The sequence below is a fragment of the Marivita sp. genome (genome assembly GCF_051251565.1).
Classification (GTDB): domain Bacteria; phylum Pseudomonadota; class Alphaproteobacteria; order Rhodobacterales; family Rhodobacteraceae; genus Marivita.
Map to the genome: position 1 here is coordinate 266937 of NZ_JBPOFB010000003.1, position 13404 is coordinate 280340.

11 protein-coding genes are annotated in these 13404 nt (G+C 54.7%); 7 read left to right on the forward strand and 4 right to left on the reverse strand.

Annotated features, from left to right (window positions below; genetic code table 11):
- Positions 1-2 precede the first annotated feature (2 nt).
- From mnmG to ACSHXH_RS06005, 4 genes are read left to right on the forward strand one after another with little or no spacing between them, the layout of a single operon-like run.
- On the forward strand, positions 3-1886 hold the full coding sequence (mnmG, locus tag ACSHXH_RS05990; RefSeq protein WP_435670863.1) for a tRNA uridine-5-carboxymethylaminomethyl(34) synthesis enzyme MnmG: 1884 nt from the start codon (positions 3-5) through the stop codon (positions 1884-1886).
- Entirely contained in the window at positions 1883-2470 is a 588-nt protein-coding gene (gene rsmG, locus ACSHXH_RS05995) for a 16S rRNA (guanine(527)-N(7))-methyltransferase RsmG (protein ID WP_435670864.1), read from the forward strand. Before mnmG ends, rsmG begins: the two co-directional genes overlap by 4 nt.
- Complete coding sequence (locus ACSHXH_RS06000; RefSeq protein ID WP_435670865.1) at positions 2463-3275, forward strand: ParA family protein; 813 nt, start codon at positions 2463-2465, stop codon at positions 3273-3275. Before rsmG ends, ACSHXH_RS06000 begins: the two co-directional genes overlap by 8 nt.
- Positions 3276-3284: 9 nt before the next feature.
- Positions 3285-4193, forward strand: a complete 909-nt coding sequence (locus tag ACSHXH_RS06005) for a ParB/RepB/Spo0J family partition protein (protein WP_435670866.1) — start codon at positions 3285-3287, stop codon at positions 4191-4193.
- Between the two features lies 1 nt (position 4194).
- Here ACSHXH_RS06005 and hemW read toward each other — a convergent pair whose 3' ends face one another.
- Genes hemW through rph form a run of 3 tightly spaced genes read right to left on the reverse strand, consistent with a single transcriptional unit; the run spans position 4195 to position 6654 of the window.
- Entirely contained in the window at positions 4195-5340 is a 1146-nt protein-coding gene (hemW, locus tag ACSHXH_RS06010; RefSeq protein ID WP_435670867.1) for a radical SAM family heme chaperone HemW, read from the reverse strand.
- Complete coding sequence (rdgB, locus tag ACSHXH_RS06015; protein ID WP_435670868.1) at positions 5333-5944, reverse strand: RdgB/HAM1 family non-canonical purine NTP pyrophosphatase; 612 nt, start codon at positions 5942-5944, stop codon at positions 5333-5335. The genes hemW and rdgB overlap by 8 nt, the downstream gene beginning before the upstream one ends.
- The gene (gene rph / locus ACSHXH_RS06020; protein WP_435670869.1) at positions 5941-6654 is read right to left on the reverse strand and encodes a ribonuclease PH; all 714 of its coding nucleotides are present in this window, start codon (positions 6652-6654) and stop codon (positions 5941-5943) included. Before rph ends, rdgB begins: the two co-directional genes overlap by 4 nt.
- Before the next feature lie 105 nt (positions 6655-6759).
- Here rph and hrcA point away from each other — a divergent pair, with 105 nt between their 5' ends.
- Both hrcA and ACSHXH_RS06030 read left to right on the forward strand, forming a co-directional pair.
- On the forward strand, positions 6760-7830 hold the full coding sequence (hrcA, locus tag ACSHXH_RS06025; RefSeq protein ID WP_435670870.1) for a heat-inducible transcriptional repressor HrcA: 1071 nt from the start codon (positions 6760-6762) through the stop codon (positions 7828-7830).
- Positions 7831-7834: 4 nt separating this feature from the next.
- On the forward strand, positions 7835-8401 hold the full coding sequence (locus ACSHXH_RS06030; RefSeq protein WP_435670871.1) for a nucleotide exchange factor GrpE: 567 nt from the start codon (positions 7835-7837) through the stop codon (positions 8399-8401).
- On the opposite strand, the gene mutS is transcribed toward ACSHXH_RS06030, so the two are convergent.
- Complete coding sequence (gene mutS, locus ACSHXH_RS06035; RefSeq protein WP_435671003.1) at positions 8398-11031, reverse strand: DNA mismatch repair protein MutS; 2634 nt, start codon at positions 11029-11031, stop codon at positions 8398-8400. The two genes, ACSHXH_RS06030 and mutS, sit on opposite strands and share 4 nt — an antisense overlap.
- Before the next feature lie 115 nt (positions 11032-11146).
- Between mutS and ACSHXH_RS06040 the strand changes: the two genes are divergently transcribed.
- Positions 11147-13402 carry an NADP-dependent malic enzyme gene (locus ACSHXH_RS06040; protein WP_435670872.1) on the forward strand — a complete coding sequence of 752 codons (2256 nt, stop codon included), beginning with the start codon at positions 11147-11149 and terminating at the stop codon, positions 13400-13402.
- Positions 13403-13404: the final 2 nt, after the last annotated feature.

Here is a 13404-nt window from a genome sequence, read left to right on the forward strand (position 1 = left end):
GAGTGTTTCACGTGAAACAATTTGATTTCGATGTCATCGTTGTCGGGGGCGGTCATGCAGGTTGTGAAGCCGCTCATGCTGCTGCTCGAATGGGAGTTAGAACAGCCTTGGTTACTTTGACCGAGGCTGGAATCGGCGTTATGTCATGTAACCCGGCAATTGGAGGTCTGGGAAAAGGCCATCTGGTTCGTGAGATTGACGCACTCGACGGTGTGATGGGCCGTGTTGCAGATAAAGCGGGAATACAATTCAGGCTGCTGAATCGACGGAAAGGGCCCGCGGTGCAGGGCCCGCGCGCGCAGGCAGATCGCAAGATCTACCAAAGTGAGATGCTGGCTGAGACGAAAACGCGCGAAAATCTTGATATTGTAATTGGTGAGGTGACTGACCTCGTCTTGGAGGGTGAGGTTGTTTGTGGCGTAAAGATCGACCATGATCAGACGCTGACCGCCTCATCTGTTATCCTGACGACGGGAACATTCTTGCGAGGGATCATCCACATTGGGGATCAAAAGATCTCTGGTGGCAGGATGGGCGAAAAGCCATCTAACGAACTTGCTAAAACGTTGGAGTCATTTGAACTTCCGCTTGGGCGCTTGAAGACTGGAACTCCACCGAGATTGGATGGTCGGACAATCAATTGGGACGGCTTAGATGAACAGCCGGGGGATGATGATCCGGTCATGTTTTCTTTCCTGTCCAAAGCGCCTCAGGCGCGGCAGGTATCTTGCGCGATCACCCATACGAATGAGCGGACACATCAAATTATTCGAGACAACCTTGGCCGTTCTGCGATGTATGGCGGGCATATCGGCGGTGTTGGTCCTCGATATTGCCCCTCAATTGAGGACAAGGTCCTACGCTTTGCAGATAAAACCTCGCATCAAATCTTCTTGGAGCCCGAGGGAATTGACGACTATACGATTTATCCCAACGGTATCTCAACGTCGCTGCCAGAGGATGTTCAGCTCGACTATGTGCGGTCCATCAAGGGTCTTGAAAAGGCCGAGATTTTGCAACCTGGTTATGCGATTGAATATGATTACATTGATCCACGTGCGTTAAGATTGGATCTTTCTCTTAAAAATCGAGAGGGTCTGTACCTTGCCGGTCAAATTAACGGCACTACTGGTTATGAAGAGGCGGCGGCACAAGGCCTTGTGGCCGGATTGAATGCTGCTCGGCGTGCGCAAGGCGGCGATCCGACCACTTTTAGCCGGTCTGACAGCTATATTGGTGTAATGATTGATGATCTAACGTCCCGAGGTGTGTCCGAACCGTACCGAATGTTCACGTCTCGGGCAGAATACCGCCTGTCTTTGCGTGCAGACAATGCAGACCAAAGACTGACACCTCTTGGTATTGAGCTTGGATGTGTTTCCGAGGCGCGCAGCGCCGCGTTCATGGCTAAAATGGCAAAGCTGGAAACAGGTAAAGGCTTGCTTGATGCGCTCACGGTAACGTCTCGGCAATTGGTCGATGCGGGTGTTGTTATTTCACAGGATGGAGCCAGGCGGAGTGGGTTTGAAGCTTTGTCTGTTGAGGCCGTGAGTTGGGATGCTTTGGCTTCCATTGCACCGGATTTGGATATGATTGATACGGATACGAAAGATCAGCTGTCAAAAGATGCCCTCTATGCGAACTATATTGATAGGCAGTCCAAGGATATCGAAGCGCTTCGTCGTGATGAGGGGCACGTGATTCCATCTGATTTTGATTTTTCCGCAATTGAAGGCCTTTCGAACGAGTTGAAATTGAAGCTTTCCAGATCCAAACCGGGAAACATCTCACAAGCTTCTCGCATCGATGGGATGACACCGTCTGGGCTGTTATTGATTTTGTCTCGGCTCCGTGCGCTACCAAAGCAAGAGAAAGCCGTTGGATGAATGTTTCACGTGAAACACAGGATAGGCTTGATGTTTATCTTCAACTTCTCAAGAAGTGGTCTCCCAAAATAAACTTGGTTTCTAGCGCTTCATTGAAGGATGCAGGCCAAAGGCATTTTGCCGATTCTCTTCAAGTCGCATCGTTGTGTCCACCAGATGCTAAACGGTGGGTTGATCTTGGTTCTGGTGGGGGATTCCCAGGAGCTGTGGTAGCGATAGTTCTGTCGTCACAAGGTCTCGATGTTGCTCTGGTCGAGAGCGATCAGCGCAAAGCGACCTTTCTGAGAACTGTTTCACGTGAAACAAAAACAAAGTTTACAGTTATTGCGAAGCGAATTGAGGACATCCCACCTCTTGAGGCAGATGTATTAAGCGCAAGGGCGTTGAAAGATTTGACTGGGCTTCTGGGTTTTGCAGAATATCACATGTCCCAGAGTGGAACAGCGTTGTTCCAAAAAGGGGGCACATGGCAGGAAGAGGTTTCACAAGCGCAAAAGAAGTGGCGATTCACTTGTGAAGCTCATACAAGTTTGACGCAGTCAGACGCTGCAATTTTGCAGATAGGAGGTCTTTCTCGTGTATGATCCAACACGTCCTCCCGGACCAAAAATTATTGCCATAGCCAATCAAAAGGGTGGCGTAGGTAAAACGACCACCGCGATTAACTTTGCGTCTGCACTCGCCGAAATCGGTCAAAAAGTTCTTTTGGTCGACCTTGATCCGCAAGGTAACGCGTCCACAGGCTTGGGTGTGATGCCAGAGGATCGGCATGCGACGACGTATGATCTGCTTCTCGATGATTTTCCGCTCGGTGACATCATATGCCGTACGGCACAAGAAAACCTAAGTCTCGTGCCATCAACCACAGACTTAAGCTCTGCTGATATTGAGCTTATCGCTAACGAAAAGCGCAGTTTTTTGCTACATGATGCGTTGCGGCAAACAGATATGGATGGGTTTGCGTTCAATTTTGTTCTTATCGATTGTCCGCCGTCGCTGAATCTTTTGACAGTAAACGCGATGGTGGCATCGCATTCCGTTCTTGTCCCGCTCCAAAGTGAATTTTTTGCTCTTGAGGGGCTTAGCCAGCTGATGCTCACAATTCGAGAGGTGCGCCAGTCTGCGAACCCGAATTTGCGGATCGAAGGGGTTGTTTTGACAATGTACGATGCGCGCAATAACTTGTCTCAGCAGGTAGAAACCGACGCGCGGGACAATCTTGGGGATCTCGTGTTCAAAACGGTTATTCCACGAAATGTACGGGTGAGCGAAGCGCCGTCATACGCGATGTCCGTTCTCGAGTATGATACCTCCTCAAAAGGAGCGATTGCCTACCGCGCCTTGGCACGAGAGTTTTTGGGCAAGCAAGAAACAATGTCAGCGGCGTAGGGGAAGATCGTGTCTGATAAAAAAGAGCAGCGCCGAGGCCTTGGCCGTGGATTGTCCGCTTTGATGGCGGATATTGAGCCAAATGCAGAGATTGATACACAGGCAAGCCGTCGCTCGACGCGAACATTGCCTGTTGACCAGCTTTTCCCAAATCCAGATCAGCCGCGCCGTCGTTTTGACCCCGATGCATTGGAGGATTTGACAAATTCCATCCGAAGCAAGGGTGTCATCCAGCCTCTGATCGTGCGGCAGCGTGGATCGTCTGATACGCAATTTGAGATCGTTGCGGGCGAACGCCGGTGGCGTGCGGCGCAAGCTGCTGGAGTTCACGAGGTTCCAGTCGTTGTGCGCGAGTTTTCAGATGAAGACGTGCTTGAAATCGCAATCATTGAGAATATCCAACGGGCTGATTTGAATGCGATTGAAGAGGCAGCTGGTTATGACCAGCTGATGGGCCGATTTGGTCACACTCAAGAAAAGCTTGCGCAGGCCTTAGGCAAAAGTCGGAGCCATATCGCTAACCTTCTGCGCTTGTTGACCTTGCCTGACGCAGTGAAAAAGGCGGTTGCCGATGGAAATCTGACCGCTGGGCATGCCCGCGCATTGGTAACAGCGCCCGATCCGGTTGTCCTTGCTGGCGAAGTCATGCGTCGTAGCTTGTCTGTGCGGGAAACCGAGAAGTTGGTCAAGGATGCGTTGAATCCAGACGCTACACCAAAAAAGGCATCTATGTCGCCATCCTCTGGCGGGTCAAAAGATGCAGACACCAAGGCACTTGAGGCCGATTTATCCGCCGCTTTGGGAATGAAAGTATCGATCAATCATGCTGCGGGAAAAGAATCCGGATCTGTGATGATCAGCTACGACAGCCTCGAAGATCTTGACGCGTTGTGCATGGTCCTGAGCGCGGCGCGCTGACTTAGCTTTTTGCCAGTTGTGCAATCAGATGGTTGAGAAAAGGGCGGCCCAGTGCGGTTGCCCCGATCCTGTTATCTTGTCGCCAGATCATCCCATCTTTCAGAAGGCGATCGAACCGTGGCCAATCAATAAGATTGGCAATATCCCCGATATCTAGACCATCTATGAGACGCAGCCCCATGATGAGGCGTTCGTCCTCAATATCTAGCTGTGATAACTCTGTTGATATCTTTATACCCGAGCCTCCAGATACGGCTTTCAACCAGGCTTCTGGCTGCTTCCAGCATTCAGTTGCAAAGCGGCGCCCGTTGAGCGTTAGACGACCATGCGCACCGGGACCGATGCCCGCGTAATCCCCGCCGCGCCAGTATAGTAGGTTATGCCGGGATTCAGTGCCGGGTCGGGCATGATTTGACACTTCATAGGCGACAAACCCCGCCCGTTCGCAGATCTCTTGCGTCAGATCGTATAGGTCAGCGCCAAGATCATCTGTCGGCAATCCCTTCAACGATCCCCGTTGCGCGCGATCCCAAAACGCTGTGCCTTCTTCGATTGTGAGCTGGTACAGTGACAGGTGATCAACGGCCATGTCCAAGGCGGTGCCCAATTCATGCCGCCAGTCGTCTAGCGTTTGATTCTGACGTGCATAGATGAGGTCAAAACTCACGCGCTCAAAGAATTGTCGTGCCAAAGAAAAGGCTGTTTGGGCCTCTTTAACGCTGTGAAGTCGACCGAGTTTGACCAAATCGGGCTTGTTTAGAGATTGGATACCAAGGGATACGCGGTTCACGCCATGTCTAGCGTAGCCTTCGAAGCGATGCGCTTCCACGGACGTTGGGTTTGCTTCAAGGGTGATCTCGATGTCGTTGGAAAAATCCCAGACGTCGCGCGCTGTTGCTAGGACCGTTGCAACGGCCGAGGGCTCCATCAGGCTCGGTGTGCCGCCGCCAAAGAAGATTGATGACAAAACACGAGGGCCAGTTTTTGCGCCGGTTCTACGGATTTCTGCCGCCAGGGCGTCTGCCCAAATGGATTGATCAACTTCGGCTCTAACGTGGCTGTTAAAGTCACAATACGGGCATTTTGCGGCGCAGAAAGGCCAGTGGACATAAAGGCCAAAGCCCCGCTCTTGCCAAAGTTCAGGCAAAGCATCCCGCCACGAATTTACGGAACGCGTCTGCGCGGTGGCTGATTTTGTTCTTTTCCCAGCGATCCATTTCCCCGAAAGTAATGTCATATCCGTCGGGCTGGAACACTGGGTCGTAGCCGTGGCCCTGATTACCGCGCATGGGCCACACAAGTTGACCGCTCATTGTGCCGGGGAACACTTCGTCATGTCCATCCGGCCACGCTAGAACAAGTGTACAGCAAAAGCGGCCCGTCCAGGGCGCGGGAACGCCCGACATAAGGATCGCGGCGTTTGCCTTTTCCATTGCCATGACAAAGTCACGACCTGTTTCTGTTTCTGCCCAATCGGCGGTATAAACGCCAGGTGCGCCGTTCAAAGCGTCAATCTCAAGACCGCTGTCATCCGATAGGGCGGGCAGGCCCGTTGCCTTGGCGGCCGCATGGGCTTTGAGGCGCGCATTTTCTACAAATGTCGTGCCGTCCTCAACGGGTTCGGGTAGGTTCATCTCGGCCGCACCAACGACCGAGACTCCGTAGTCCTTCAAAAGATCCGCGATTTCTTCGAGCTTGCCCGCATTGTGGGTCGCCACCAAAAGCCGCTTACCTTCGAATTTGCGTGTCATTCTGTTGCCTTGATCTGAAGCGCAACGAGTTCCTGAATGCCAGCGTCGGCCAGATCTAAGAGTTGGTTCATCTGATCGCGCGAGAAGGTGGACCCTTCGGCCGACATTTGCACCTCGATCAACTGACCGTCACCGCGCAGGATGAAGTTACCATCGACGCCAGCTTCGGAGTCCTCGGGGTAATCAAGGTCAAGAACAGCCTGACCCGCGTAAATCCCACAGCTTACCGCAGCAACTGGAGAAATAAGCGGATCTGTTTTTACATCCCCAACCTTCATCAGCTTGTTGACGGCAAGGCGCAGCGCAACCCAACCGCCTGTAATCGACGCACAGCGTGTGCCGCCATCGGCTTGAATCACGTCACAGTCGATGCTGATCTGGCGTTCGCCAAGCGCAACGCGGTCAACGCCGGCGCGCAGGCTGCGGCCAATGAGGCGTTGAATCTCAACTGTGCGGCCTTGCTGCTTGCCAGCAGAGCTTTCGCGGCGCATCCGGCTCGTGGTCGAACGGGGCAGCATGCCATATTCTGCGGTCACCCATCCAAGGCCAGATCCCTTGATAAAAGGCGGTACGCGGTCTTCGATTGTGGCGGTGCAAAGAACATGGGTATCTCCCATACGGATCATGCAAGATCCCTCTGCGTGCTTACTGATCCCGGTTTCGATTGAAACCGCGCGCATTTCGCTTAATTTCCGTCCTGACGGTCGCATGGCATATCCCTTTGATTGCCGTGTACGGATACAGTTAGGCTTTCGGGTTTCGCAACCCCATAGTCTGGCATACGTAGAACCGTATCAGCAAGATGAGGTGAGGGATTGAGCGACGGATCAAAACTTCTGGACGAAATGAATGATCGCTCGCGCGAGGTGTTCCGTAAGGTCGTCGAAGGCTATCTGTCCAACGGAGAACCTGTCGGTTCACGGACATTGACCAGGACGCTTGATGAAAAAGTGTCAGCGGCCACAATCCGCAACGTCATGCAGGACCTTGAATTTCTGGGTTTGCTGGACAGCCCCCATATCAGCGCCGGGCGAATTCCAACGCAGCTGGGCTTGCGCATGTTTGTGGACGGCTTGCTTGAGGTTCGCGATCTGGATCAGGACGACCGCCAGAAGATCGACGCAACCGTCTCTAGCAACAGCCAAGATGTTGGATCTGTGCTTGATCGTGTCGGAGCGGCGCTGTCTGGGGTTACGCATGGTGCATCGCTTGTTCTGACGCCAAAACACGAAGCTGCTATAAAGCATATCGAATTTGTTCCTGTCGGTGGGGATCAGGCGCTTGTGGTTCTGGTGTTCACCGATGGCCATGTTGAAAACCGTCTGTTCACACCACCACCCGGGCAAACACCCAGTTCCATGCGCGAAGCGGCGAACTTTCTGAACGCGCTGGTCGAGGGTAAAACCCTGTCCGACCTGCGGCGCACGATCAAAGACGACATCGCGCTGAAGCGTCGGGAGCTTGATTCCCTCGCCGCGATCCTTGTGGAACAGGGGCTCGCCATGTGGGACGAAAACGGCGACATGTCGGGCCGTTTGATCGTACGGGGCAGATCAAATCTGCTGGCAGAAGACGCCCACGCAGAAGAGCTTGACCGGATCAGACAGTTGTTTGATGATCTTGAGCGCAAGCGCGACATCGCAGAATTCCTCGAATTGACCGAACAGGGCGACGGTGTGCGCATTTTTATCGGGTCTGAGAACAAACTTTTCTCACTTTCGGGTTCCTCTTTGGTCGTGTCTCCATATATGAACGCTGACCGTAAGATTATCGGTGCGGTGGGGGTCATTGGCCCGACACGCCTAAACTATGGGCGGATCGTTCCGATTGTAGACTACACCGCGCAGCTCGTCGGGAAACTCCTCGGCGACCGCAACCAAGGGTAACGAGATGGCCGGAACAGATCACACAAAAGATTTTCTCGATAGCCTGGCCGAGGCTGAGGCAGAGGAAAACGAAGCGCTAGAAGAAGAGATCACCAACGAAGAGGCGGATCTTGATTCCCTGCGCGCCGAGCGGGATGATCTGAAAGACAAATTCATGCGCGCGTTGGCGGATGCCGAAAACGCGCGCAAGCGGTCTGACAAGGATCGCCGCGAAGCTCAGCAATATGGCGGATCGCGCCTCGCGCGGGATCTTTTGCCGGTCTATGACAACTTGCATCGCGCGCTTGATGCGATTGCCGAAGAACAGCGTGAAGCATCTGCTGCGTTGATCGAAGGCGTTGAACTGACACTGCGCGAATTGCTCAATGTGTTCAGCAAGCATGGCATGCAAGCGATCAAGCCCGAAGTCGGCGACAAGTTCGATCCGCAGATGCACGAAGCGATGTTCGAAGCGCCTGTTCCCGGCACCAAGGCTGGCGACATCATTCAGGTCTCGACCGAGGGCTTCATGCTTTATGACCGCTTGCTGCGTCCTGCGCAGGTTGGTGTCAGCTCCATGCCAAAATCCTAACGATTTTCATCCTGAACAAGTTTTTTCAGGCGATATAGAGTCTGTAGCGCGTCCATCGGGGTCATTTCATCGGGGTGCAGATCTTTGATCTGTGCCTCGATTTTGCTTTCGGCGGCTGGTTTCTTGGGTTGTGGCGCGGTGGCGACGGCAGAAAACAGCGGCAGATCGTCGATCAACGCTTTCGGAGATGTGTTTTCCCGTTCGCCTTTCTCCAACGCGTCCAGAACCGATCGTGCGCGGGTGATGACGGCCGGCGGCAATCCTGCCAGTTGCGCCACCTGAACGCCATAAGACCGATCCGCCGCACCATCGCGGACCTCGTGCAGGAAAATCACGTCGCCTTCCCATTCACGGACCGTCACGGTCGCATTCTTCACGCCGTCCAGTTTTGTCCCGAGTGCGGTCAGTTCATGATAATGCGTAGCGAACAGAGCGCGGACTTTGTTGACCGATTGCAGGTGTTCCAAGGTCGCCCAGGCGATGGACAGACCGTCATATGTTGCGGTGCCGCGACCAATTTCGTCCAGAATGACAAGCGCGCGGTCGTCTGCCTGATTGAGGATCGCTGCGGTTTCGACCATTTCCACCATGAAGGTCGATCGTCCGCGCGCAAGATCATCAGACGCGCCGACGCGACTGAAGATCTGGCTGACCACACCGATATGTGCCGATGCAGCGGGAACATACGATCCGATTTGCGCCAGCAGCGCGATTAGCGCGTTTTGCCGAAGGTAGGTCGATTTACCTGCCATGTTGGGCCCGGTCAGCAGCGTGATTGCGGCGGTGTCCGCATCAGCGGTCAACCCGCAATCATTGGCGACAAACCCAGTATCGCCCTGTGCCTTGAGGGACCGTTCCACAACAGGGTGTCGACCGGCTTCAATCTCAAATGCGCGGCTGTCATCTACCTTGGGGCGGCACCAGTCCAGATCGCTGGCGAGATCCGCCAATGCACTGGCCAGATCAAGCTCGGCCAACCCAGTGGCAAGCGCATTGAGCGAGGGTTGTTGCTCCAGAATGGCCCGAGTGAGGGCCGAATAGAGACGCTTTTCAATCTCGATCGCTTCTGATCCGGCATTCATGATCCGGCGTTCAAGTTCGGACAGTTCAACGGTGGTAAAGCGGATTTGGTTCGCCGTGGTTTGTCGGTGAATGAAGGTTTCGTTCAATGGTGGCGCCATCATCTTTTGCGCGTGGGTCGACGTGGTTTCAATGAAATAGCCTAAAACATTGTTATGCTTTATTTTTAGTGACGTCACACCGGCCATTTCTGAATATCGCGCTTGCAGCCCGGCAATCACACCGCGCCCGGCGTCCCGCAGTTTTCGTGCCTCATCAAGGGCATCGTCATATCCGGGCGCAATAAAACCACCATCACGGGTCATAAGCGGCGGTTCAGCAATCAGGGCGTCGTCCAGAAGGGTCATCAAGCCCTCGTGACCTGTGCAGGTGGCGACAGCACCTTGCAGGATATCCGGAAGTGTTTTCGTCTCTAACACGGTGGAAATCATCTCTGACTGCTCCAACGCGTTGCGAATGGCGGCCATGTCACGGGGTCCGCCCCGTTCGAGCCCGAGCCGCGATAACGCACGGTCCAGATCAGGCACGCGCTTCAACGCTTCGCGGACTTGACGGGCCGCTATCGGGTCTGACATTGCCCAATTGATCGCGTCCTGACGGCCCCGGATCACCGAAAGATCCCGTGACGGCGTCGACAACCGCCGTTCCAGCAGGCGCGCCCCCCCAGCGGTGGCAGTACGGTCGATCACTGACAACAGCGATCCGGCACGCCCACCTTGCAAAGAGTGCGTCAGTTCAAGGTTTCTGCGCGTGGCGGCATCAATATGCATCGAGCTGCCAAGTTTTTCTTGCTGTGGTGGACGCAAAAGCGGCAAGCGACCTTTTTGCGTCAGATCAAGATAGTCGATCAACGCGCCCATGGCTGACAATTCGGGCCGCGAAAATTGACCGTAGGCATCGAGGGACGTTACAGCGAATTGCTGCGTCAGTCGTGCCAGCGCCCCGGTGGAATCAAAGCTCGATTTCCCAAGCCATGTGGGTTCGAGGCCCAGATCTTGCAGAACACCGGAAACCGCCTGTTCGGTGCCTTCGGCCATCAGGATTTCAGCGGGAGCCAATTGAGCAAGCTCTGGGCCAACCCGCGCCAATGATAGCGGCAATACATGCAGTGCCCCGGTTGAGATATCTGTCCACGCCAAGGCCCATTCGTCTCTGACGCAGGCCAAAGCGGCCAAAAAGTTGTGACGGCGGGCTTCAAGCAGGGTTTCTTCGGTCAGTGTTCCGGGTGTGACCAGGCGCACGACATCACGGTGCACCACTGATTTGGATCCGCGCTTTTTGGCCTCTGCCGGGCTTTCCATTTGTTCGCAGACGGCAACGCGAAATCCTTTGCGGATCAGCGTCAAAAGGTATCCTTCGGCGGCATGCACCGGAACGCCACACATCGGAATGTCGTCGCCGTTGTGTTTGCCCCGTTTCGTCAAGGCGATGTCCAATGCTTCGGATGCAGCTGCAGCATCATCGAAGAACAATTCGTAAAAGTCACCCATCCGATAGAATAACAATGCGTCCGCGTACTGGGATTTTATTTCCAGATATTGCGCCATCATGGGTGTGACGGGTGATTTATTCTCGCTCACAAGCTTCCCCTTGGTGCTTTGGCGTGACATTAAGACGACCGACCCGGGTGGAAAACCCGATTTTCACGTACGAGGCCACAACCGCATGTCCAACCCCAAATATACCCGTGAAGAAGCGCTTGCCTTTCACCTCGAACCGACCCCCGGCAAATGGGAGGTGCAGGCAACCGTTCCAATGACGACACAGCGCGATTTGTCGCTGGCGTATTCTCCGGGCGTTGCGGTGCCCTGTGAAGATATCGCCAAAGATCCCGGTCTTGCCTATGACTACACGAACAAGGGAAATCTGGTTGCAGTTATCTCGAACGGAACAGCGGTTTTGGGTCTTGGCAATCTGGGGGCGCTTGGCTCCAAGCCGGTGATGGAGGGCAAAGCGGTTCTGTTCAAGCGGTTTGCCGACGTCAATTCAATCGACATCGAACTGGACACCGAAGACCCGGATGAATTCTGCAAGGCAGTTCGTCTGATGGGCCCGACCTTTGGCGGGATCAATCTTGAGGACATCAAGGCGCCAGAGTGCTTCATCATTGAACAGCGCCTCAAGGAAGAAATGGATATTCCCGTCTTCCATGACGACCAGCACGGGACTGCCGTGATCTGTGCAGCGGGTTTGCTGAACGCGTTGCATATCTCGGGCAAAAAGATCGAGGACGTGAAGATTGTTCTGAATGGGGCCGGTGCTGCGGGAATCGCCTGTATCGAACTGCTCAAACGCATGGGCGCGCGGCACGACAATTGCATCGTCGCGGACACCAAGGGTGTGATCTACCAAGGCCGCACCGAAGGCATGAACCAGTGGAAATCGGCGCATGCGGTCAAGACCGATGCGCGTACGCTGGAAGAAGCTATGGTTGGCGCAGATGTATTCCTTGGGGTTAGCGTCAAGGGCGCGGTCACCCAAGACATGGTGCGGTCCATGGCCGACAATCCGGTTATCTTTGCGATGGCGAACCCCGATCCCGAAATCACCCCCGAAGAGGCGCATGAGGTGCGGATGGATGCGATCGTTGCCACAGGGCGCAGCGATTATCCGAACCAGGTGAACAACGTGCTGGGCTTTCCCTATCTGTTCCGTGGGGCCTTGGACATTCATGCACGGGCCATCAATGACGAGATGAAGATTGCCTGTGCGCAGGCGCTTGCCGATCTGGCGCGCGAAGATGTGCCTGACGAGGTCGCGTTGGCCTATGGCAAGAACCTCACTTTTGGACGCGATTACATCATCCCAACACCGTTTGACCCGCGTCTGATCCATCGCATACCGCCTGCCGTCGCGCGGGCTGGGATGGATACGGGCGTTGCGCGGCGGCCGATCATTGATCTCAACGCCTATGAAGAGTCGCTCAAATCGCGGATGGACCCAACGGCAAGCATCCTGCGGGGCATCAACGCGCGGGCCAAGACAGCACAAGCGCGGATGATCTTTGCCGAAGGTGATGATCCTCGTGTGTTGCGGGCTGCGGTGATGTACCAGCGGTCAGGCTTTGGCAAAGCTCTGGTTGTTGGGCGTGACGCGGATGTCAAAGCCAAGCTGGAAGAGGCCGGGTTGGGCGACGCAGTGCGCGAAGTCGAGGTGCTGAATGCCGCCAATACGACCCATTTCGAGACCTATAAGAACTTTCTCTACGATCGTTTGCAGCGCAAAGGCTTTGATGCGCAGGACATTCACCGTCTTGCCGCCCGCGACCGGCACGTCTTTGCATCCTTGATGTTGGCGCATGGCCACGGTGACGCCTTGGTGACTGGCGCGACCCGTAAATCGGCCCATGTGCTTGAGTTGATCAACCACGTGTTTGATGCGGATCGTGAACATGGTGTGGCCGGGGTCACGGCTTTGTTGAATAAGGGCCGGATCATTCTGATCTCGGACACGCTTGTGAACGAATGGCCTGACGAAGAAGACCTTGCCACCATTGCCGAACGCAGCGCCGAGGTCGCGACCCTGATCGGGTTGGAACCGCGCGTTGCGTTTGTGTCGTTCTCGACCTTCGGCTACCCCGTGTCTGAACGGGCCGAAAAGATGGCAAAAGCCCCAGACGTTCTTGATCGGCGCGGTGTGACCTTCGAATATGAAGGCGAAATGACCGTTGATGTGGCGTTGAACCGGACTGCGCAGAAATCCTATCCGTTCCAGCGGCTGACTGGCCCTGCAAACATTCTTGTCGTGCCAGCGCGCCATTCCGCGTCAATCTCGGTCAAACTCATGCAGGAAATGGCGGGTGCGACGGTGATTGGTCCGATCCTTGCCGGCGTCGACAAGTCCATCCAGATTTGTTCGACGACCATGACCGCCAACGATATCCTGAACATGGCGGTTCTGGCAGCCTGTAAAGGGGGCTGATC

Excerpts from the sequence above, each read along its gene's own strand:
- rsmG (WP_435670864.1), top strand. The coding sequence starts at position 1,883 with ATGAATGTTTCACGTGAAACACAGGATAGGCTTGATGTTTATCTTCAA.
- rdgB (WP_435670868.1), bottom strand. The coding sequence starts at position 5,944 with ATGACACGCAAATTCGAAGGTAAGCGGCTTTTGGTGGCGACCCACAAT.
- rph (WP_435670869.1), bottom strand. The coding sequence starts at position 6,654 with ATGCGACCGTCAGGACGGAAATTAAGCGAAATGCGCGCGGTTTCAATC.
- ACSHXH_RS06030 (WP_435670871.1), top strand. The coding sequence starts at position 7,835 with ATGGCCGGAACAGATCACACAAAAGATTTTCTCGATAGCCTGGCCGAG.
- mutS (WP_435671003.1), bottom strand. The coding sequence starts at position 11,031 with ATGATGGCGCAATATCTGGAAATAAAATCCCAGTACGCGGACGCATTG.
- ACSHXH_RS06040 (WP_435670872.1), top strand. The coding sequence starts at position 11,147 with ATGTCCAACCCCAAATATACCCGTGAAGAAGCGCTTGCCTTTCACCTC.